The following is a 20,210-nucleotide window of genomic DNA, read 5'->3' on the forward strand; positions in this document are numbered from 1 at the left end:
CCGCAAGGGGCGCCGCAATGGAAAAGGCCCGGAGCGGCGACTCCGGGCCTCGATGGTTTTGTGGGCCGGCCCTGCGCGGACCCAGACGCTTACTCGGCCGAGGCGGTCTTGCCGGTGACCGTGCGGTAGATCTTCGAGAGGAAGGAGGTCTTCTCCTCGCGGGGCTCAAGGCCGCCTTGAGCCAGGAGCGCGTGCGCGTCCTTGTACCAGGGGCTTTCCGGGAAGTTGTGGCCGAGCACCGCGGCGGCGTTCTGCGCCTCCTGGGTGATGCCCAGCGCCCAATAGGCCTCGGTCAGGCGCTCGAGCGCCTCCTCGGCGTGGCGGGTGGTCTGGTATTTGGCGACCACGTCGCGGAAGCGGTTGATCGCCGCCGGGAAATTGCGCTTCTCCAGGTAGAAGCGCCCGATCTCCATCTCCTTGCCGGCGAGCTGATCGCGGGTGATCTGGATCTTCGCCTTCGCGTCCGTGGCGTATTCCGAGGTCGGATACTTCTGAACCAGCTCCTGAAGAGCGGCGAGCGCTTTCTCGGATCGCTCCTGATCGCGGGTGACGTCCGGGATCTGCTTATAGTTCGACATCGCCATCAGGTACTGCGCGTAGGCGGCATCCTTGCTGGCCGGATGCCGCTGCAGGTAGCGCTTCGAGGCGCTGATCGCGTCGTCGTATTTCTGGCCCTCGTAATTGGCGTAGGCCGTCATCAGCAGCGCCTTCCGGGACCATTCCGAATACTGGTACTGCTTGTCCAGGCTGTCGAATTTCTTGACGGCGCCCTCGTAGTCGCTGTCCTCGAGCTTGGCCAAGCCATCGCTGTACAGCTTGTCGGCCGGAACATCGGGAACGACTTCGGGCTTGTACTTCTCGGCGAAGATGCTGGTCGGATCGAAGTCGCAGCCGCCGAGGCCGAGGCCGAGGAGGGCCACGAGGGGCGCCGCGAAGGCCGCCGCCCGGCGATGACGAATGGTGACAGGCATCTGGCGCTCTTTCCCGGAACCGGCGCTGTTTCGCGCCGTCATGCCATCGCGTGGGTGGATCCGGCCCGCCTCGGGCCGTGCCCGCCGTTCACGGACCGTTAAATCCTGCCGTTCGATTCGGGCACGAAAGCGGCAAGGCTGCGGCCGCCAGGATCGGTTGCCAGCTGTGTCCTAACGGTCACAGAGGGTTTTCTACAGGTCGCCCGCGAAGGCGGCGATGCTGAGGCCGACGCCCAGTTCGGCCAGCACGGTCTCGCGGCGCGAGCCCTGGGCCTCGACGATGGCGTAGTTAGCCCGGTCGGCGAAGAGGGCCGAGAGCACCCCGACATTCATCCGGTGGCCGCCGCAATAGGAGCGGTAGGCGCCCTGGATCGGCAGGCCGGCCAGCGAAAGATCGCCGATCGCGTCGAGGATCTTGTGGCGGACGAACTCGTCCTGGAAGCGCAGGCCCTCCGGGTTCACCACCGCGGTCTCGCCGACCGCCACCGTGTTCTCCAGCGAGGCGCCGAGGGCGAAGCCCGCCTTCCAGTAACGCTCCACGTCCCGCATCATCCCGAAGGTCCGGGCACCGGCGATCTCGCGGCGATAGGCGGCGGGCGACAGGTCCATCGCCTTGCGGGAGCGGCCGATTACCGGGCTCTCGAAGTCGATCTCGACGTCGACGCGGAAGCCGCGGTCGATCGGGCGCAGTTCCGCGAAGGACGTGCCGGTCTCGATGCGCACGTGGCGGAGGATCTTGAGCCAGCGCCGCGGGGTGTCGCAGGTGGCGATCCCGGCCTGGTCGATCGCCTGGACGAAGGGGAGCGCGGATCCGTCGAGGATCGGCATCTCGGGGCCGTCGATCTCGATCAGGGCATTGTCGACGCCCAGACCGTACAGGGCGGACATCAGGTGCTCGACGGTGGCGACGGCGCCGGTCTCGACATCACCCAGGACGGTGCAGAGTTCGGTAGCGGAGACGAGGGCGTGATGCGCCTTGATCAGGCGGTCATTGCCGTGGGTGGTACCGGTGCGAAGGAAGGCGATGCCGTGATTGGCTGGAGCGGGTCGGATCGTGATCTCTGCGGGATTGCCGGAGTGGACCCCGATGCCCGAGAGAGTCGCCGGCCCTTTGAGGGTCGTCTGTTTGTGCGTTCGCATTCCTTAGCCCCCGGGCGCGACCAGATCCCGACACCCCGACTGAGGGTGAGGAGAAAACTGACTGATCCGTCCGCTGCTTGATGCCCTAGCCCACGCGATCAGGTTGTGTCCTGATGCGTGTCGTCTCGATCACATGGTTTCTATAGCTGCGCCGCACAGGGCAGCCAAATCACGGATTCTTACGGTCTGTTACAGACACGCTTACCGATCCGTGACCGCAAAATCCTGCTGCAGCAAAGGCTTAAAGGTTGGTTAATGCGTGACTAACCGGCGGCCGATCTGTGGCGCGGATGCACCACGCGAACGGCCTCGACACCCGCCGCGCGCCGACCTGCGGAGCGGTCTCGACAGGTGCAACAACCATGAGTTGCTTTGTTGCAGCGCGAGGGCCGGCGGTTTCCCGCCGGCCCTGCTGTCGTGTCCGAGATCCGCGCCGGTCAGTTCGCCTGGCGGCGAAGGAAGGCCGGGATCTCGAGCTGATCGTCGTCCATCATCCGGGACTGCGGCGAGACCCGGCCCTGCGCGTCGAGGTTGCCCTGCGCCGGGCGGTATTGCGGCACCGCGGGCGCGGCCGGTGCGCGGGGCGCCGGCGGCACGTGAGGCTGGGCCATCTGGGGGTGGCCCATATGCGGCGGCTGGGCGACGGGAGTCGCCGGCCGAGCCGCCGGGGCGCTCTCCATATCCTCGCGGCGACCGCCGAAGCCCACCGTGGCGAGCCGGCGCAGCAGCGAGGTCCGCTTGGATTCCGGAGCGGCCTCCTCGGCAGCGCGGTTCGCCATGATCTGGGTCTGGGCGATCGGCGGCAGCTCGTGGATCTGCGGCATCCGGGGGGCGCGGGCGAGCGGCGTGCCCGTCGGGGCGGCGGGACGCGGCGGGACGAACGGGCCGGCCTCGATGGCAGCGGCCGGCTCCGCCCGCTGCGGCGCGGGGGCCGGGACGAACGGCGCCGCGGCGCGCGCCTGGGCCGGGGCGAGCACGACGTCGTCGCGGGTGACCGGCGCGGCGGCCTCGATGCGGCTCTCGATCCGTGGCTCGTGCCGCATCTCGGCAGCGGGCTGCGGCGCGGGGGCCTGGGCGACCGATTCGGTGCGGATGCTCGGGACTGGCGAGGAGGCGCGAGCGCGGGCCTCGGCGCGCAAGCGCTCCGCGACCTCGGCGATGCGCTGCTCGGTCTCGGCGATGGCCGGGTTGTTCGGCGAATTCGCCGAGATCAGCAGCGGCTCGATGCCGGTCGCGACCACCGACACGCGGATGATGCCGTCAAGGCTCTCGTCGAAGGTGGCGCCCAGGATGATGTTGGCGTCCTGGTCGACCTCCTCGCGGATGCGGGTGGCGGCCTCGTCAAGTTCGTAGAGGGTGAGGTCCGAGCCGCCCGTGATCGAGATCAGCAGGCCGCGGGCGCCCTTCATCGACACGTCGTCGAGGAGCGGGTTGGCGATGGCCGCCTCGGCGGCGCGGTTGGCGCGCTTCTCGCCGGACGCCTCGCCGGTTCCCATCATGGCCTTGCCCATGCCGCGCATGATCGCCCGGACGTCGGCGAAGTCGAGGTTGATGAGGCCCTCCTTCACCATCAGGTCGGTGATGCAGGCGACGCCGGAGTAGAGCACCTGGTCGGCCATCGCGAAGGCGTCGGCGAAGGTGGTCTTCTCGTTGGCGACCCGGAACAGGTTCTGGTTCGGGATCACGATCAGCGTGTCGACCGCGGCCTGCAGCTCCTGGATGCCGGACTCGGCGGTGCGCATGCGGCGCATGCCCTCGAACTGGAACGGCTTGGTCACGACGCCGACCGTCAGGATGCCCATGTCGCGGGCCGCGCGGGCGATGACCGGGGCCGCGCCGGTGCCGGTGCCACCGCCCATGCCGGCGGTGATGAAGCACATGTGGGCGCCGGACAGCTGGTCGCGGATCTCGTCGATCACCTCGTCGGCGGCGGCCGAGCCGACCTCCGGGTGCGAGCCGGCGCCGAGGCCCTGCGTCACGCCCAGGCCCATCTGGATCACCCGCTCGGCTTTCGAGGAGGTGAGCGCCTGGGCGTCGGTGTTGGCCACGACGAACTCGCAGCCGAGCAGGCCCGACTCGATCATGTTGTTGACGGCGTTGCCGCCGGCGCCACCGACGCCGAAGACGGTGATGCGGGGCTTGAGTTCCCGGATGTCCGGCGCCTGGAGTGTGATGGCCATGGTGTCGAGCCTCTCGCTAACTATGCTTTCCGTGCGACGCCGGGGCGCCGGATTCACTTCGACCCGCCCATCTGTGGGGCGGATGCGAAACTCTAGAAGCTGTCCCGGAGCCAGCGGCCGACCCGGTTCAGGTAGTTGTCGGTTCCGGTCGCCGCGAAGGCGCCGTGCCCCCGCGGCTCGAAATGCTCGGCATGCGCCACCTGCGGGTAGACGAGCAGGCCGACCGCCGCCGAGAAGGCCGGCCCCTTGGCGGCTTCCGGCAGTCCCCGGATGCCGAGGGGCCGCCCGATCCGCACCTGGCCCTGGAGGACGCGGCGGGCGACCTCGGGCAGACCGACGAGCTGGCTGGCGCCGCCGGTCAGGACCACGCGCCGCCCGGCCTGGGCGGCGAAGCCCGCGTCACGCAGGCGGTCCCGCACCAGCTCGACCACCTCCTCGACGCGCGGCTTGATGATCCGCACGAGCTGCGAACGCGGGATGTGGGCCGGCGCCTCGCCCTCGTCCTCGCCGACGCCGTGCACGGCGATCATGTCGCGGTCGTCGGAGGGGGTGGAGAGGGCCGAGCCGTAGAGGGTCTTCAGCCGCTCGGCCGCCGCCATGCGGGTGGAGAGGCCGCGGGCGATGTCCATGGTGACGTGGTGGCCGCCGACCGCCAGGGCGTCCACGTGGACGAGGTGGCCGCCCGAGAACACGCCGACGCTGGTGGTGCCGCCGCCCATGTCGACCACGCAGACGCCCATCTCGGCCTCGTCATCGACCAGGGCCGAGAGGCCTGCCGCGTAGGGCGTGGCGATCACCGCCTCGACCCCGAGGTGGCAATGCTCGACCGCCAGCATCACGTTGCGGGCGGCGGCCAACTCGCTGGTGACCACGTGCATGTCGACGCTGAGCGCCTCGCCGATCATGCCGGACGGGTCGATCACCGCGCCCTGGCCGTCCAGGGCGTAGCCGGTGGGCAGGGCGTGCAGAACGGCTCGGCCGGGGCTCACGCCGTGGGCGCTCGCGGTCTCGAGCACCCGCTCGACGTCGCTGCCCGTGACTGCGCCCGAGCGGACGTTCACACGCGCCTGGAAGTGCTGCGAGGCGAGCCGACCACCCGACATGTTCACGATGACCGACTGGACCTCGACCTTGGCCATCCGCTCGGCGGCATGCACCGCCTGACGGATCGCGCTCTCGGCCGCGGCGAGGTCGACGATGGCGCCGCCCTTCAGGCCCAGCGAGCGCTGGTGGCCGATCCCGATGATGCGCGCGAGGTGCGTGCGCCCGCGGAGCGTCGTGAGCGCCTCGGCGGGCTGAAGCTCGGCGATCAGGCAGACCACCTTGCTCGTGCCGATATCGAGCACCGAGAGGGTGGTCGAGCGCCGGGCGGAGAGCGGCTTCAAGCGCGGCGTGAGGCCGTGTTGGCTGTGCATTGACGCTACCGGGCGCGGGGTGCGGGACGGGCGGAGATCGACAGGAAGGGCATCAGCTGGCCGCGCCCTTCTTCTTCGCCTTCTGGGCTTCCGCACGGGCGGCGGCCGCCTCCTCGGTCAGGCGCACCACGAGGCGGTCCGGCATGCGCAGGTCCACCGCGATGATGTCCTTCTCGAGCAGGCCGGCCTCGCGCTCGAACCGCACGAGACGGGCGAGCGCCAAGGCCGGGTCGGCCTCGGGGAGGCGCACGTCGATGCCGTCGAACTTGAGGGTCCAGCGCCGGCCGGACACGTAGGTACCGGCCTTGATCCGCTCGGCGAGCGGCCCCGCGGCGGCGACGAGGGCGAGATATTCCGGAAGCTTGGTGTTGGCGTCCTCGCCGACCACCAGGGGCAGGCTGGCATAGCGGTCGTCCCGCATGGCGTCGATGACGGTGCCGTCGGCCGCGATCACGCTGATCTCGCCGTTCTTCTGCCAGAGGGCCGCGGGCTCGCGCTCCACCTGGGTGATGGCGATCTCGTTGGGATAGATCTTGCGGACGGAGGCCTGCGCGATCAGCGGCACGCGGAGCAGGCGCTCGCGCACGTCGTTGACGTCGAGGAACGGGACCGAGGAGCGCCAGTCGATCCCGGCGGCGGCCAGTACCTCGCGCTCGTACATCCGGGAGATGCCCGAGATGGTCACGCGCTCGACGCCGAAGCCGGTGATCCGCGCGGCGATGTCGAGGGGGCGGCCCTGCTCGGCCACGAAAGAATCGTAGCGGCCGCTCGCCACGAAACCGGCGAGCGCCACGGCAGCGGCGGATACGGAGACCGCCACGACACCGGCCCCGCGCGGCAGGCGCTCGCTCAGGCGCTGACCCGAGCGGGCCCGACGCACCGAGAGGGACCGGGACGAGACCCGGCCAAAGAGCCGACCCAGGACCGCACCGACGAGGCGCGCGGGACCGCTCCGGCCGGCGGCATCGCCGCTCAGCGATTCAGGGAAGCGTCCTCCACCATCCATCGGACGAGCTCACCGAAACTCAGGCCCGCATGGGCCGCCATCTCCGGCACAAGGCTCGTCTGGGTCATGCCGGGTTGCGTGTTGACCTCCAGAACCACGAGCAGGCCGGTACCACCCGGCGTGTCGTCGAATCGAAGGTCGGCACGGCTGACGCCCCGGCAGCCCAGTGCTTGATGCGCCGTTAACGACAGTTCTTGGACACGCTGGTAAACATTTGGTTTAAGTTCGGCCGGGAGCACGTGCACCGAGCCGCCCGGAGCATATTTCGCGTCGTAGTCGTACCAGTCGCCGTTGGCGGCCTTCACCTCGATGACGCCGAGGGCCCTGTCGCCCATCACCCCGCAGGTGAGTTCGCGGCCGGCTATGTAAGGTTCTACAAGGACTTGCTCGCCGAAGGTCCAGTCCGCGGAGGCGAGAATCTGGGGCGGATGCGAGCGTCCGTCGCGCACGATGATCACACCCACCGAGGAGCCCTCCGCGATGGGTTTCACCACGTAAGGTGGCGGCAGCGGGTGTGTCCTGGCGGCCTCATGACGGTTAACGATCCGGCCCTCCGGCACGTCGACGCCGGCTGCGCGCATGACGGTCTTGGCCCGCTCCTTGTTCATCGCGAGCGCCGAGGCGAGGACGCCGGAATGGGTGTAGGGGATCTTGAGGATCTCCAGGAGACCCTGGATCGTGCCGTCCTCGCCGTCCGGGCCGTGCAGCGCGTTGAAGGCCACGTCCGGCTTGAGCGCCGTCAGCACGGAGGCGATGTCGGGACCGACATCGACCCGCGTGACCCGATAGCCCTCGCCTTCGAGCGCGTCGGCGCAGGCCTTGCCGGAATTGAGCGAGACTTCGCGCTCGGCGGAGGTGCCGCCCAGCAGGACGGCGACGTGCTTGGACATCAGGGCACCTCGAATAGGTCGGCTTCAAACAGAATCTGCATGCGCCCGAACGGTCACCGGTGGCTGACGAGCACCGGATCGCGACCGCGCCGGCATGTCGGGAAGACCGCTCTCACGTCGCCCCGGCCGCCGATCCGATCCGCCGGATCTCCCAGCGCAGTTCGACCCCGCTGGTCTCGCGGACGCGCCGGCGGACTTCCTCGCCGAGCCCCTCGATGTCGGCTGCGGTCGCGGTGCCGGTGTTGATCAGGAAGTTGCAGTGCATCGCGCTGACCTGGGCGCCGCCGCGGGTCAGGCCCCGGCAACCGGCGGCGTCGATGAGCTGCCACGCCTTGCCGCCCGGGGGATTGGCGAAGGTCGAACCGCCGGTGCGCTCGCGGATCGGCTGAGCCGCCTCGCGGGCGGCCGTGACCCGCTCCATCTCGGCCTCGATGGCGGCCCGGTTGCCGGGCCTGCCGCGGAACAGGGCGCGCGTGAAGATCACGTCCTCCGGCGCGCCCGAATGGCGGTAGGCGAAGCCCATCTCAGCGTGGGTGAAGGTGCGCGGGTCGCCCCGCCGGTCAATGCCGCGGGCCTCCACCAGCACGTCGGTGGTCTCGCCGCCATGGGCGCCGGCATTCATGCGCAGCGCGCCGCCGATCGAGCCCGGGATGCCGCGGTAGAAGGCGAGTCCGTCTAGACCGGCCTCAGCCGCCGCCTTGGCGACGCGCATGTCCGGGACTGCGGTGCCGACGTCGAGAGTCTCGCCGTCGATCGCGATGCTCCCGAACGCCTTGCCGCCGAGGCGGATCACCACGCCGGCCACGCCGCCATCGCGGACGATGAGGTTGGAGCCGAGCCCGATCACCGTCACCGGCACGTCGGGGCCGAGGCTGGCCAAGAGGCGGGCGAGGTCCTCCTCGTCGGCCGGGGTGAACAGCACCTCGGCCGGGCCGCCGACCCGGAACCAGGTGAGGTCCGCCAGAGGCTGGTCGGCGAGCAGGCGCCCGCGGAGGTCGGGCGCGGCGGCCCGGATGCGGTCGTGGAGGGATGCGGTCATGTTTGAATCTCCCCTCTTCCCGGATGCGGGGAGAGGGATGCGACGACCTCGTCGTCGCATCGAGGCGGCAGCCGAGGGTGAGGGGGCGGTTCCGAATGTGACTCGACCGGAGCCGCCTCCTCACCTTCGCCCTTCGGGCTCGCCGCGCTGCTCCCGTCTCCCTGCAGGCGGGGAGACGGGGGCAGCGCTGCCAGGATAGTGTCCACGACACCGGCGAAATTGGTTGCGGCGTCCGCGTTCCAGAACCGCAGGACGCGATCGCCCTGCGCAGACAGCCTCGCCTCGCGAACGCGATCATGCTCGTTGTCCGCGTGCTGGCGCCCATCAAGTTCGATGATCAGCCGCGCCGCGCGCAGCCGTCGCCGGAAACAGGTCCGTTCCGGTTCGGCCTCGCGCATCCCCTCACCGCCCCCGTGCCGCCAGTTCCTCCGGCAGCGCGTAGGCCCATTGGGTGATCGTGCCGGCGCCGAGGCACACGACGTAGTCGCCGGGCTTGGCGAGATCCGCGATGATCCCGGCGAGCTCCTCCGGCCGCTCCAGTGCCCGTGCGTCGCGATGTCCGCGCGAGCGCAGGCCCGCCACGAGACTGTCGCGGTCGAAGCCCTCGATCGGCTGCTCGCCGGCCGCGTAGACCGGAGCGACGATGACCGTATCGGCATCGTTGAAGCAGGTGCAGAAATCGTCGAACAAAGATTGCAGCCGGGTGTAGCGGTGGGGCTGTACGATGGCGATCACGCCGTGCTCGGTGGAGGCGCGGGCCGCCTTGAGCACCGCCTTGATCTCCACCGGATGGTGCCCGTAATCGTCGAAGATCGTCGCGCCGTTCCACTCGCCGGTGCGGGTGAACCGCCGCTTCACGCCGCCGAAACCGGCGAGCGCGTTGCGGATCGCGTCGGGCTTCACGCCAAGCTCGTGGGCCACCGCCAGCGCCGCCGTGGCGTTGAGCGCGTTGTGCTTGCCGGGCATCGGCAGGACCAGATCCTCCATCTCCATCCGGTAGCCCGGGCGGCGGTCGCGGATCATTACGCGGAACCGGCTCTGGCCGCCGCGCAGGTCCACGTCGATCAGGCGCACGTCGGCCTGCGGGTTCTCGCCGTAGGTGATGATCCGCCGGTCCTCGATATGGCCGACGAGGTCCTGCACCACCGGATGGTCGATGCACATCACCGCGAACCCGTAGAACGGGATGTTGTCGATGAACCGCCGGAACGCGTCCTTGATCGCGTCGAACGAGCCGAAATGGTCGAGATGCTCGGGGTCGATGTTGGTGACGATCGCGACGTCCGCGGGCAGCTTCAGGAAGGTGCCGTCGGATTCGTCGGCCTCCACCACCATCCACTCGCCCGCGCCCATGCGGGCATTGGTGCCGTAGGCGTTGATGATGCCGCCATTGATCACGGTCGGGTCGAGGTTGCCGGCGTCGAGCAGGGTCGCGACCAGCGAGGTCGTCGTGGTCTTGCCATGGGTGCCCGCGATGGCGACGCAGGACTTGAAGCGCATCAGCTCGGCGAGCATCTCGGCCCGGCGGACCACCGGGAGGCGGCGCTCCCGGGCGGATTGCAGCTCCGGATTGTCGCGCTGGATCGCCGTCGAGACCACGACCAGGGCCGCGTCCGCGACGTTCTCGGCGTCGTGGCCCACGAAGGTCCGCATGCCCTTCTCCGCCAGCCGGCGGACGTTGGCGTTGTCGGACGCATCCGACCCCTGCACCGTGTAGCCGAGATTGTGCATCACCTCGGCGATGCCGGACATGCCGATGCCGCCGATGCCGATGAAGTGTATAGGTCCGAGCTTGTCGGGCAGCTTCATGGGTCGAACCGTCTGGTGGCGGGATCGCCGGTGCGCAATCCCGTGAGGATCAGGTGCGGGCGGCCGTCTCGATGACGACCTCGGCTAGCCGCTCGGCGGCGTCGTGGATGCCCGCGCTTCTGGCCGCATCGGCCGCCGCGGTCAATTTTGCCGGCGTCTCGAAGCAGGCGGTGAGGTCCGCCACGAGCCGATCCGGGGTGAAATCGGCCTGTTTCACCGCCCGTGCGGCGCCGATCGCATCGAGGGTCGCGGCGTTGGCGGCCTGATCCTGATCGAGGGAGCCGGGCAGCGGCACGAGGACCGCCGGACGGCCGATCGCCGCGAGTTCCGAGACCGTCGAGGCCCCCGAGCGCGAGACCACGAGGTGGCTCGCGGCCATGCGGGCGGGCAGGTCCTTGAAGAACGGTGCCGCCTCGATCCCGGCCAGTCCCATGGCGAGGTAGCGGTTCTGCACAGCCGTCAGGTCCTCGGGACGGACCTGCTGGACGAGGTGCAGCCGGGCGCGCAGCGCCGCCGGAAGGCGGGCGATCGCCTCGGGCACGACCTCGCCCATGACCCGGGCGCCCTGGCTGCCGCCGAACACCAGGAGCCGCAGGACGTCGTCCGGACCGAAGGCGGGGTACGGGATCTTGGCCGCCTCGATCACCGCCGGGCGAAGCGGGTTGCCGGTGTGGATGCGCGGGGCCTTGGCCGTGTCGGGCACGCCGCGCACGACCTTGAAGCCGGTGGCGATGGTGCGGGCGCCCCGCGCCAGGAAGGCGTTGGCCCGGCCCATCACGGCGTTCTGCTCGTGCAGGATCGTCGGCACGCGCAGGATCTGGCCGGCGAGCACCGGCGGGACGGTCGGGTAGCCACCGAAGCCCACGATGGCGGCCGGATTGATCCGGCGGATCTCCTTCGCGGCGACGCCGAAGCCGCGGCCGAGCGTCAGCACGGCGCTGGCCCGCTTCAGCGGCGAGCGGCCGGACGGCGTCGCCGACGCGATGGTCACCACCTCCGAGGCCGGGAACTCGGACGCGATCGCGTCGACGCGGGCATCGGTGGCCAGCGCCACCCGGATGCCGCGGGCGCGCAGCGCGTGGGCGAGGCTCTCGGCTGGGAACAGGTGGCCACCGGTGCCACCCGCGCAGAGCAGGATCGTGGGGGTGAAGACCGTCACCGCATCACTCCGGCGACGGTGGCCGGCGCGGTGCCGGGGGGCTTCTGGCTGAGCATCACGGTGCGCGGCCGCTTGCGGGTCAGGGCGACGAGGAAGCCGGTGCCGAGCGCCAGCGAGATCAGCGACGAGCCGCCGTAGGAGACGAAGGGCAGCGTCATGCCCTTGGCGGGCATCAGCTGGGTGTTCACCGCCATGTTGATAGAGGCCTGGAGGCCGAACAGGGTGGTCAGGCCGGTGATCGCCAAACGCGAGAAGGTGTCGTCGGTGCGCCGGGCGAGCTTGAGGCCGCGCAGCACGATGAAGGCGAACAGGGCCACGAGGCACAGGCAGACGATCACGCCGAATTCCTCGCCGGTGACCGAGAAGATGAAGTCGGTATGTGCGTCCGGCAGGTGGCGCTTGGCCACGCCCTCCCCCGGCCCGGTGCCGAACCAGCCGCCCGAGCGGAAGGATTCCCGCGACCAGAAATCCTGGAAGCCGCCCCCCGAATCCTTGTCGAGGAACTTGTTGAAGCGCTCACGCACGTGATGGAAGAACAGATAGGCAGCGAACACACCTCCGAGGCCGAGCACGCCGAGGACGGCCACCCAGATCAGATGGAGGCCGGCCACGAAGAACAGCGCGCACCACACCATGGTAATCAGCATGGTCTGGCCGAAATCGGGCTGCAGCAGCAGCGGCACGATGGTGATCGGCAGCAGCAGCAGCGCCAGGATGCCGCCCGGCATGTCGCGGCGCTGTGCCCCCTCCGAGAAGGCCCAGGCGGCGACAACCACGAAGGCCGGCTTCACGAATTCCGAGGGCTGCAGGCCGAAGGAGCCGAACTGGATCCAGCGGTGCGCGCCCTTGATCTCGGGTCCGAACTTGCCGGCGAGCAGGCACAGGACGACGCCGCAGATCCAGGTGACCAGCGCCAGTCGACGGATGCCGCGCAGCGACAGGAACGAGACCGCGCAGATCAGCAGGATGGTCGGCGCTAGGTACATCGCCTGCCGGTTGAGGAAGTAGAAGGTCGGCAGGCCGATCCGCTCGGCCACCGGCGGGCCGCCGCCCATCAGGAAGACCAGGCCCGCGACCATGAGCGCGAACAGGGCCGCGAGCAGCCCGCGATCGACCGTCCACCACCAATCGGTCAGGGGGGTGCGTTCCGCGCGTGACATCATGCCGGGCAACGACTCCAGGCCGCGCGGATGCCGATCCGCGCGGGTCGGGCCCGATCCTGTGCAGGAATGGTAAACGGAGCCTTATGGTCCCGGCCGGGTCGGCAGCGGCCGAGCGCCGGCCGTCGAAGCGGTATTGCAGTATTTGACGGAACTATAATGGTAAAACGATACTCTGTGTTAATCCTCTTATTGCAACCGTTGGATGTATGCCCCGGCGGATCGAGCCGTGACGTCCGGAGAGCGGCGTCGCCGCGCCCGGTCGGCCCAGCGGAAGCCGTCGCGCCATGTTTTCTACCCTGAACGCCCGTGAAGCGCATGCGAAGCTCGCGGCCCTCGACCGGGTCCAGGGCGTGATCGAGTTCGACCTCGCGGGACGGATCCTGTCGGCGAACCGGAATTTCCTCGACGTGGTCGGGTACACGCTGCCCGAGATCGTCGGCCAGCATCACAGTCTGTTCATGGATCCGGCCCAGCGGGACGCGCCGGAATACAAAGCCTTCTGGGAGCGCCTGCGGTCCGGCGCCTTCGAGTCCGGCCAGTTCCAGCGGGTCGGACGCGGCGGCAGGCCGATCTGGATCCAGGCCTCCTACAATCCGATGCTCGACGTGCGCGGCAGGCCCTACAAGGTGGTGAAATTTGCCACCGACATCACGCAGCAGCGGACCGAGGAAGCCGACCGCGCCGGCCAGATCGCAGCGATCGACAAGGTCCAGGCGGTCATCGCCTTCGACCTCGACGGCACGGTGATTTCCGTGAACGACAACTTTCTCAGTGTGATGGGCTACACCCGCGCCGAGGTGATCGGGCAGCATCACAGCCTGTTCGTGGAGCCCGCGTACCGCGAGAGCGAGGCCTACCGGGCCTTCTGGGCGGCCCTGCGGAACGGCACTTTCCAGGCAGCCCAGTTCCGGCGGATCGGCAAGGACGGACGCGAGGTCTGGATCCAGGCCTCCTACAATCCGATCCTCGACGCCGCCGGCCGGCCCTACAAGGTGGTGAAATTCGCCACCGACATCAGCGATCAGGTCCGGCTCTTCGCCAATCTCCGAACACTCATCGACCAGAATTTCGGTGAGATCGAGCAGGCGGTGACGCATTCGACCAAGGCGGCCGCGCTGGCGTCCTCGGCGGCGGATTCGACATCCGGCAACGTCCAGACCGTCGCGGCGGCGGCCGAGGAGCTCGCGGCCTCGGTGGCGGAGATGTCCCAGAGCATCGTGCGCTCCCAGAGCGCCACCGACACCGCCTATGCCTGCGTCCAGGATGCGGACGGCCACACCAAGCGGCTCGCCGAGACCGCCACCGCCATGACCGGCATCGTCGGTCTGATCCAGGACATCGCCGGCCAGATCAACCTGCTGGCGCTGAACGCCACCATCGAGGCCGCCCGCGCCGGCGCGGCGGGCCGCGGCTTCGCGGTCGTCGCCTCGGAGGTCAAGGCTCTGGCCGACCAGGCGGCGCGCGCCACCGGTCAGATCAACGGCGAGATCGCCAGCGTTCAGCGCGTCTCGCAGGAGGTCGTGCAGGCTCTCAGCTCGATCGGGTCCTCGGTCTCGGTGATGCGCGAGACCGTGGTGGCCACCGCGGCCGCCATCGAGGAGCAGAGCGCCGTGACCCGGGATCTCGCCGAGAACATGCAGAGCGCCGCCGGCGCCGTCACGGCGATCACCGGCAATATCGGGGCGATCGTCCAGTCGGTGGCCAACGTCTCCCAGGCGGTCGACACCACCCGCGACGCCGCCAAGGTTCTGGCGCGCTGAGGACGGCGCTGCCTCAGGGCAGCGCCTGCACCAGCTCGCGGAAGCGGTTGCCGCGGATCTCGAAGTTGCGGAACTGGTCGTAGGAGGCGCAGGCCGGCGACAGCAGCACCACCGGCTCCGGCGCGCCCGAGGCGGCAGCGTTCGCGGCGGCCTTCGGGACGGCGTTCTCGAGGGTTTCGCAACGGGTATACGGCACAGCGCCCTCCAGGGTCGCCGCGAAGGCGTCCGAGGCCGCGCCAATCAGGTAGGCGTGGGCGACCCGCTCGAAATACGGCACGAGCGGGAAGATCCCGCCCTCCTTGGCCTTGCCGCCGAGGATCCAGTGGATGTCGCGGAAGGCGGTGAGTGCCTTCTCGGTGGAATCCGCGTTCGTCGCCTTGGAATCGTTGACGAACAGCACGTGGCCGCGCCGCCCGACCTCCTCCATCCGGTGCGGGAGACCGGGGAACGTGGTCAGCCCGGCCTGGATCTGCTCCGGCGACAGGCCGAGGGCCCGCGCCACGGCCACAGCTACCGCCGCGTTCTGCCAGTTGTGGGCCCCCCGGAGCGAGCCGATGCCGTTGACGTCGGCGAGGGCCGTCCCGTCCGGCTCCCGGACGATCCCGTCGCGCACCGTCAGCGCATCGGTGCACAGCACGTCCCCGTGCGGCACGTGGACGCGCACGAGGTCGGCACCGCGCCGGTCGGCGATGGCGCGGCTCGGCGCATCATCGACGCCGACCACCGCGAGGCCGGCACCCTGGATCAGGCGCTCCTTGATGGCCGCGTACTGCTCCATGGTGCCGTGGCGGTCGAGATGGTCGGGCGTGATGTTCATCAGCACGCCGACGCTCGGATCGAGGCTCGGCGTCAGGTCGATCTGGAACGACGACAGCTCGATCACGTGGACGCGGTCCGCGGCCGGCGGCTCCAGCGAGAGGATCGCGGTTCCGATATTGCCGCCCATCTGCACGTCGCGGCCTCCCTGCGCGAGCACGTGGGCGATCAGCGCCGTGGTGGTCGACTTGCCGTTGGTGCCGGTGATCGCCACGAACGGCGCCCCCGGCGCCTGCGCCCGTCGCTCCCGGCAGAACAGCTCGATGTCGCCGATGATCGCGACGCCCGCGTCCCGGGCGAGCCGGACGCTCCAGTGCGGCTCGGGATGGGTCAACGGCACCCCCGGGCTGAGCACGAACGCGGCGAAGTCGGACCAGTCGGCCTCGCGCAGGTCCCGCGTCTCGATTCCGGCCTCCCGGGCGCGGGCGAGGCTGTCGGCATTGTCGTCCCAGGCCTGCACGCCCGCCCCACCCGCTTTCAGCGCCAGCGCGGTGGCAAGCCCCGAGCCGCCGAGTCCGAACAGGGCGACGGTGCGGTCGGCGAAGGTCGTGATCGGTGTCATGCGAAACTCTGGATGCGGCAGCCGAACCCGGCCGATCCGACCCGCGCCCTCATCCTGAGGTGCCCGCGTCAGCGGGCCTCGAAGGAGGGTTCCAGAACTCGCGCGGCCGACTGGAAGCCTCCTTCGAGGCACCCGCCGGGCGGCTGCACCTCAGGATGAGGGCGAGCGTGGGATCGCCCCCTTGGATCGCCCGTCTAGCACACTCTTCGATCAGCGCAGCTTCAGCGTCGCCAAACCCGCCATCGCCAGGATCACCGCGATGATCCAGAAGCGGATGACGACCTGCGGCTCCTTCCAGCCCTTCTGCTCGAAATGGTGGTGGATCGGCGCCATGCGGAAGACGCGCTTGCCCGTGAGCTTGAACGAGGCGACCTGGATGATCACCGACATCATCTCCAGGACGAACAGGCCGCCGACGATCGCCAGGACGATCTCGTGCTTCGTCGCCACCGCGATGGAGCCCAGCAGGCCGCCGAGCGCGAGCGAGCCGGTATCGCCCATGAAGATCTGGGCCGGCGGCGCGTTGAACCAGAGGAAGCCGAGACCGGCGCCGATCACCGCACCGCAGACCACGGCGAGTTCGCCGGTGTCGCGGACGTAGTTCACCTGCAGGTAGCTGGCGGTGAACGAGTTGCCGACGAGGTAGGCGATGAAGCCGAAGGTGCCGCAGGCGATCATCACCGGCACGATCGCGAGGCCGTCGAGGCCGTCGGTCATGTTCACGGAATTGCCCGCGCCGACGATCACGAAGGCGCCGAACAGGGGATAGAACCAGCCGAGGTTGAGGAGCGCGTCCTTGAACACCGGGAAGGCGAGCTGATTCTGGAGCGTGGCGGGCGAATAGACCGCGATGGTAACGCAGGCCGCCATGGCGATCACCGCCTCCAGGGCGAGGCGGAACTTGCCCGAGAACCCCTTGTGCGACTGCTTCGTCACCTTGAGGTAGTCGTCGTAGAAGCCGATCGCGCCGAAGCCGAGGGTGACGGTCAGCGTCACCCAGACATAGTGGTTGCGCGGATTGGCCCAGAGCAGGATCGCCACGACGGCGCCGGCCAGGATCATCAGGCCGCCCATGGTCGGCGTGCCGCGCTTGGTCAGCAGATGGGTCTGCGGCCCGTCCTCGCGGATCGGCTGACCCTTGCCCTGGCGGATCCGCAGCAGCGAGATGATCCAGGGCCCGAACCAGAACACGAACAGGCCCGCCGTGAACAGCGCGCCGCCGGTGCGGAAGGTAATGTAGCGGAACACGTTGAGCGGCGTGAAGGCGCTGCTCAGGTCCGAGAGAAGGTACAGCATCCGGGCGCTCGGCCCCCTTGTTCAGGCTCAGGTTTCGGGGGACGGCGCCGGTCGCGCCGAACGCGCGGGCGTGCCGGTCATGGGACGGTCTGGGTCCGCCGGGTCGGATCGACCGCGTAGCGGGCTTTCAGGGCCTCGACAATCCGGCCCATGCGGCTGCCGTTGGATCCCTTCACCATGACCGCATCGCCGGACCTGAGGGTCCGGGCGAGCGGCTCGATCAGGTCGGCGGCCGTGTCGGCCACGCCGCCGCGGCGGCTCACCGGCAGGGCCTCGAACAGGTGACGCATCAGCGGACCGGCCGCGAAGACGAGGTCGATCCGGGCTGCCTCGATCGCCTCCGCGAGGTCGCGATGCAGGTCGGGCGCGGCGGCGCCGAGTTCCAGCATGTCGCCCAGCACCGCGATCCGACGCCCGCGTGGCCCGGTCTCGATTCCGGCCAGCGTCGCCAACGCGGCCCGAACCGCGACGGGATTGGCGTTGTAGCTCTCGTCCACGAGATAGGCCGTGCCGCCGCCGATCTCGAGGGCGGTGCGCTCGCCGCGGCCCGCCGGCGGCGTCAGCCCGCCGAGCGACAGGGCGGCGCGGGCGAGGTCGGACCCAAGGCTGTGGACCACCGCCATGACGCCCAGCGAGTTCAGCGCCGCGTGCCGCCCGGCGGTGCCGAGCTTGTAGGTGACGGGCTGGCCCATCACCATCGCGTCGATCACCGACAGGTCGGGACGGAGCACGATCTTCAGGGCGCGCACGTCGGATTCGGGATGCTCGCCGAAGGTCACCACCCGTCCCGCCCGGGAGGCCTGCGCGTGGGCCGCGAGCCGGTCGAAATGCTGGACGTCGCGGTTGAGGATCGCGACGCCGCCGGGCTGGAGCCCGGAGAAGATCTCGCCCTTTGCGTCCGCGATCGCGGCGAGCGAGGCGAAATGCTCGATATGGGCGGGCGCGATCGTGGTGATCAGCGCGATGTCGGGCCGGACCTGGGCGGTCAGCGGCACGATCTCGGCGCCGTGGTTCATGCCGATCTCGAACACGCCGTAGCGGGTGGTGCGCGGCATCCGCGCCAAGGTCAGAGGCACGCCCCAGTGATTGTTGTAGGAGGCCGCCGAGGCGTGGGTTTCGCCCTGCTCGGACAGGACGTGGCGCAAAGCCTCCTTGGTCCCGGTCTTGCCGACCGAGCCGGTGACCGCCACGACCTGCGCGCGGGTCCGGGCGCGCGCGGCGGCACCGAGGCGCACCATCGCGGTCAGGACCGGGTCGGGACCCGCCTCGGGCACCGCCAGGACGGGGCCGTGAGACGCGAGGTCCTCGGCGCGGCCCGCGCTCACCACGGCGGCACCGGCCCCGCGGCCCAGGGCATCGGGAACGAAGTCGTGGCCGTCGCGGGTATCGCCGCGGATCGCGAAGAACAGGTCGCCGGGCTGGAGCGTGCGGGTGTCGATCGAGGCGCCCTCGATCGCGCGCTCGGCGCCGGTCAGGCGTCCGCCCGTCGCGGATTCCAGCTCCTCCCGCGTCCAGAGTGCGGTCATCGTCGGTCCCCCGTCGTCCTCAGGCCGCCGCGGCGATCGCGGCGCGCAGGACCGCATGGTCCGAGAACGGGAGCGTGCGATCCCCCACGATCTGGCCGGTTTCATGGCCCTTGCCGGCCACGACCAGCACGTCGCCCGGTCCGAGCCGGGCGACGGCGCTGTGAATCGCCTCGGACCGGTCGCCGATCTCCTCCGCGCCCGGAGCCGCGTCCAGGATCGCCCGGCGGATGGCGGCGGGATCCTCGGTGCGCGGGTTGTCGTCCGCGACGATGACGACGTCGGCAAGCCGCTTCGCGATCGCGCCCATCAGCGGCCGCTTGCCCCGGTCACGGTCGCCGCCGCAGCCGAAGACCACGATCAGCCGGCCCGACGCGAACGGGCGGAGCGCGGCGAGCACGCTCTCAAGGGCCTCCGGCTTGTGGGCGTAGTCGACGAGGCAGAGGCCACCCCGCGCCTCGCCGATCCGCTCCATGCGCCCGGGGACGCCGGTGAGATGGTCGAGCGCCGCGAAGACGCCGTCGGGATCGGCGGCGCCCGCCGGCGTGGCGAGGGCGAGGCCGGCCGCCACCAGGGCGTTCTCGACCTGGAACTCCCCGACGAGCGGCAGGCGCAGATCCCGGGCCCGGCCCTCGAACAGGATGCGGGCGGCCTGCGCGAAGCCCTCGGTCCGGACGGAGTCGACCCGCAGGTCCCGTCCGCCCCGGCCGACCGTGCGGACCGGCCGGCCGGCGGCCTCCGCGGCGGCGATCACCCGCTCGGCATAGGCGCCGTCGGCATTGACGATGGCCGGGCGGCCCGGCGGCAGCAGCTCGGTGAACAGGCGCAGCTTGGCCGCGAGATATTCCTCGATGCTCGCGTGATAATCGAGATGGTCCCGGCCGAGATTGGTGAAGCCGGCCGCGTCGAGGCGGACGCCGTCGAGCCGGCGCTGCTCGATCCCGTGCGAGGAGGCCTCCATGGCGAGGTCGGTGACGCCCTCGGCGGCGAGACGCGCCAGTGTCCGGTGCAGCGTGACCGGGTCCGGGGTGGTCAGCGAACCGTACTGGGCCCCGCGATTCGTGACGATTCCGACCGTGCCGAGGCTCGCGGCGTCGCGGCCGAGCCGGGCCAGGATCTGGCGCACGAAATCGGCCACCGAACTCTTGCCGGCCGTTCCGGTGACCGCCACCACGGTCCCGGGCTGCGCCCCGGCGAGCCGGGCCGCGGCGTGGGCGAGCGACCGGCGCGCATCGGCGACCGGGATCCAGGTCACCGTGTCGGGCAGGTCGGCGGGACGGGTACCCTCCCCCGCCACTGCGGCTGCGCCCCGCTGGGCTGCCTGCGCGGCGAAGCGCCGACCGTCGGCCTTCGTCCCGGGCACGGCCACGAAGACCGTGCCGGTGGCGACCTGCCGGCTGTCGGCGGTCAGGTCCGACACGGACAGATCCGCGGCGGGGCCGGTGACCTCGGGGAAGAGGTCGGCGAGCCGCGCGCTCATG

16 protein-coding genes are annotated in these 20,210 nt (G+C 70.2%); 1 reads left to right on the forward strand and 15 read right to left on the reverse strand.

Annotation, left to right across the window (positions count from 1 at the left end; translation table 11 throughout):
• Window positions 1-89: 89 nt before the first annotated feature.
• The 11 genes from CIW48_RS11650 to CIW48_RS11700 all read right to left on the reverse strand — a co-directional run bounded on the left by CIW48_RS11650 (window position 90) and on the right by CIW48_RS11700 (window position 12,772).
• Entirely contained in the window at window positions 90-971 is an 882-nt protein-coding gene (locus CIW48_RS11650; protein WP_149310921.1) for an outer membrane protein assembly factor BamD, read from the reverse strand.
• Between the two features lie 192 nt (window positions 972-1,163).
• A complete protein-coding gene (gene lpxC / locus CIW48_RS11655; protein ID WP_149310922.1) occupies window positions 1,164-2,111 on the reverse strand; it encodes a UDP-3-O-acyl-N-acetylglucosamine deacetylase in 948 nt (315 codons plus the stop codon).
• A 437-nt stretch (window positions 2,112-2,548) separates the two neighbouring features.
• Entirely contained in the window at window positions 2,549-4,291 is a 1,743-nt protein-coding gene (ftsZ, locus tag CIW48_RS11660) for a cell division protein FtsZ (RefSeq protein ID WP_149310923.1), read from the reverse strand.
• A 92-nt stretch (window positions 4,292-4,383) separates the two neighbouring features.
• Window positions 4,384-5,706, reverse strand: a complete 1,323-nt coding sequence (gene ftsA / locus CIW48_RS11665) for a cell division protein FtsA (RefSeq protein WP_091784071.1) — start codon at window positions 5,704-5,706, stop codon at window positions 4,384-4,386.
• A 52-nt stretch (window positions 5,707-5,758) separates the two neighbouring features.
• Entirely contained in the window at window positions 5,759-6,712 is a 954-nt protein-coding gene (locus tag CIW48_RS11670; RefSeq protein ID WP_091784074.1) for a cell division protein FtsQ/DivIB, read from the reverse strand.
• The gene (locus CIW48_RS11675; RefSeq protein WP_149310924.1) at window positions 6,679-7,602 is read right to left on the reverse strand and encodes a D-alanine--D-alanine ligase; all 924 of its coding nucleotides are present in this window, start codon (window positions 7,600-7,602) and stop codon (window positions 6,679-6,681) included. Before CIW48_RS11675 ends, CIW48_RS11670 begins: the two co-directional genes overlap by 34 nt.
• Window positions 7,603-7,714: 112 nt before the next feature.
• The gene (gene murB, locus CIW48_RS11680) at window positions 7,715-8,641 is read right to left on the reverse strand and encodes a UDP-N-acetylmuramate dehydrogenase (protein ID WP_149310925.1); all 927 of its coding nucleotides are present in this window, start codon (window positions 8,639-8,641) and stop codon (window positions 7,715-7,717) included.
• A complete protein-coding gene (locus CIW48_RS11685; RefSeq protein ID WP_149310926.1) occupies window positions 8,638-9,039 on the reverse strand; it encodes a DUF559 domain-containing protein in 402 nt (133 codons plus the stop codon). Before CIW48_RS11685 ends, murB begins: the two co-directional genes overlap by 4 nt.
• Before the next feature lie 4 nt (window positions 9,040-9,043).
• Entirely contained in the window at window positions 9,044-10,450 is a 1,407-nt protein-coding gene (gene murC / locus CIW48_RS11690; RefSeq protein ID WP_149310927.1) for a UDP-N-acetylmuramate--L-alanine ligase, read from the reverse strand.
• 49 nt (window positions 10,451-10,499) lie between these two features.
• A complete protein-coding gene (gene murG, locus CIW48_RS11695) occupies window positions 10,500-11,609 on the reverse strand; it encodes an undecaprenyldiphospho-muramoylpentapeptide beta-N-acetylglucosaminyltransferase (RefSeq protein ID WP_149310928.1) in 1,110 nt (369 codons plus the stop codon).
• Window positions 11,606-12,772, reverse strand: a complete 1,167-nt coding sequence (locus tag CIW48_RS11700; RefSeq protein WP_091784090.1) for a putative peptidoglycan glycosyltransferase FtsW — start codon at window positions 12,770-12,772, stop codon at window positions 11,606-11,608. Before CIW48_RS11700 ends, murG begins: the two co-directional genes overlap by 4 nt.
• Window positions 12,773-13,056: 284 nt before the next feature.
• Here CIW48_RS11700 and CIW48_RS11705 point away from each other — a divergent pair, with 284 nt between their 5' ends.
• Window positions 13,057-14,532 carry a PAS domain-containing methyl-accepting chemotaxis protein gene (locus CIW48_RS11705; RefSeq protein WP_149310929.1) on the forward strand — a complete coding sequence of 492 codons (1,476 nt, stop codon included), beginning with the start codon at window positions 13,057-13,059 and terminating at the stop codon, window positions 14,530-14,532.
• 13 nt (window positions 14,533-14,545) lie between these two features.
• On the opposite strand, the gene murD is transcribed toward CIW48_RS11705, so the two are convergent.
• From murD to CIW48_RS11730, 4 genes are all read right to left on the reverse strand, one after another.
• Window positions 14,546-15,910, reverse strand: a complete 1,365-nt coding sequence (murD, locus tag CIW48_RS11710; RefSeq protein ID WP_149310930.1) for a UDP-N-acetylmuramoyl-L-alanine--D-glutamate ligase — start codon at window positions 15,908-15,910, stop codon at window positions 14,546-14,548.
• A 210-nt stretch (window positions 15,911-16,120) separates the two neighbouring features.
• Entirely contained in the window at window positions 16,121-17,206 is a 1,086-nt protein-coding gene (gene mraY, locus CIW48_RS11720; protein ID WP_149310932.1) for a phospho-N-acetylmuramoyl-pentapeptide-transferase, read from the reverse strand.
• 77 nt (window positions 17,207-17,283) lie between these two features.
• Window positions 17,284-18,732 carry a UDP-N-acetylmuramoylalanyl-D-glutamyl-2,6-diaminopimelate--D-alanyl-D-alanine ligase gene (locus CIW48_RS11725; RefSeq protein WP_149310933.1) on the reverse strand — a complete coding sequence of 483 codons (1,449 nt, stop codon included), beginning with the start codon at window positions 18,730-18,732 and terminating at the stop codon, window positions 17,284-17,286.
• A gap of 19 nt (window positions 18,733-18,751) precedes the next feature.
• Window positions 18,752-20,209 carry a UDP-N-acetylmuramoyl-L-alanyl-D-glutamate--2,6-diaminopimelate ligase gene (locus CIW48_RS11730; protein WP_149310934.1) on the reverse strand — a complete coding sequence of 486 codons (1,458 nt, stop codon included), beginning with the start codon at window positions 20,207-20,209 and terminating at the stop codon, window positions 18,752-18,754.
• Between the last annotated feature and the right edge of the window lies 1 nt (window position 20,210).

The sequence above is a fragment of the Methylobacterium sp. P1-11 genome (genome assembly GCF_008329595.1).
Classification (GTDB): domain Bacteria; phylum Pseudomonadota; class Alphaproteobacteria; order Rhizobiales; family Beijerinckiaceae; genus Methylobacterium.

Coding starts and splice junctions, on each gene's coding strand:
- CIW48_RS11650 (WP_149310921.1), bottom strand. CDS start 971: ATGCCTGTCACCATTCGTCATCGCCGGGCGGCGGCCTTCGCGGCGCCC.
- lpxC (WP_149310922.1), bottom strand. CDS start 2,111: ATGCGAACGCACAAACAGACGACCCTCAAAGGGCCGGCGACTCTCTCG.
- ftsZ (WP_149310923.1), bottom strand. CDS start 4,291: ATGGCCATCACACTCCAGGCGCCGGACATCCGGGAACTCAAGCCCCGC.
- ftsA (WP_091784071.1), bottom strand. CDS start 5,706: ATGCACAGCCAACACGGCCTCACGCCGCGCTTGAAGCCGCTCTCCGCC.
- CIW48_RS11670 (WP_091784074.1), bottom strand. CDS start 6,712: ATGGATGGTGGAGGACGCTTCCCTGAATCGCTGAGCGGCGATGCCGCC.
- CIW48_RS11675 (WP_149310924.1), bottom strand. CDS start 7,602: ATGTCCAAGCACGTCGCCGTCCTGCTGGGCGGCACCTCCGCCGAGCGC.
- murB (WP_149310925.1), bottom strand. CDS start 8,641: ATGACCGCATCCCTCCACGACCGCATCCGGGCCGCCGCGCCCGACCTC.
- CIW48_RS11685 (WP_149310926.1), bottom strand. CDS start 9,039: ATGCGCGAGGCCGAACCGGAACGGACCTGTTTCCGGCGACGGCTGCGC.
- murC (WP_149310927.1), bottom strand. CDS start 10,450: ATGAAGCTGCCCGACAAGCTCGGACCTATACACTTCATCGGCATCGGC.
- CIW48_RS11700 (WP_091784090.1), bottom strand. CDS start 12,772: ATGATGTCACGCGCGGAACGCACCCCCCTGACCGATTGGTGGTGGACG.
- CIW48_RS11705 (WP_149310929.1), top strand. CDS start 13,057: ATGTTTTCTACCCTGAACGCCCGTGAAGCGCATGCGAAGCTCGCGGCC.
- murD (WP_149310930.1), bottom strand. CDS start 15,910: ATGACACCGATCACGACCTTCGCCGACCGCACCGTCGCCCTGTTCGGA.
- mraY (WP_149310932.1), bottom strand. CDS start 17,206: ATGCTGTACCTTCTCTCGGACCTGAGCAGCGCCTTCACGCCGCTCAAC.
- CIW48_RS11725 (WP_149310933.1), bottom strand. CDS start 18,732: ATGACCGCACTCTGGACGCGGGAGGAGCTGGAATCCGCGACGGGCGGA.
- CIW48_RS11730 (WP_149310934.1), bottom strand. CDS start 20,209: ATGAGCGCGCGGCTCGCCGACCTCTTCCCCGAGGTCACCGGCCCCGCC.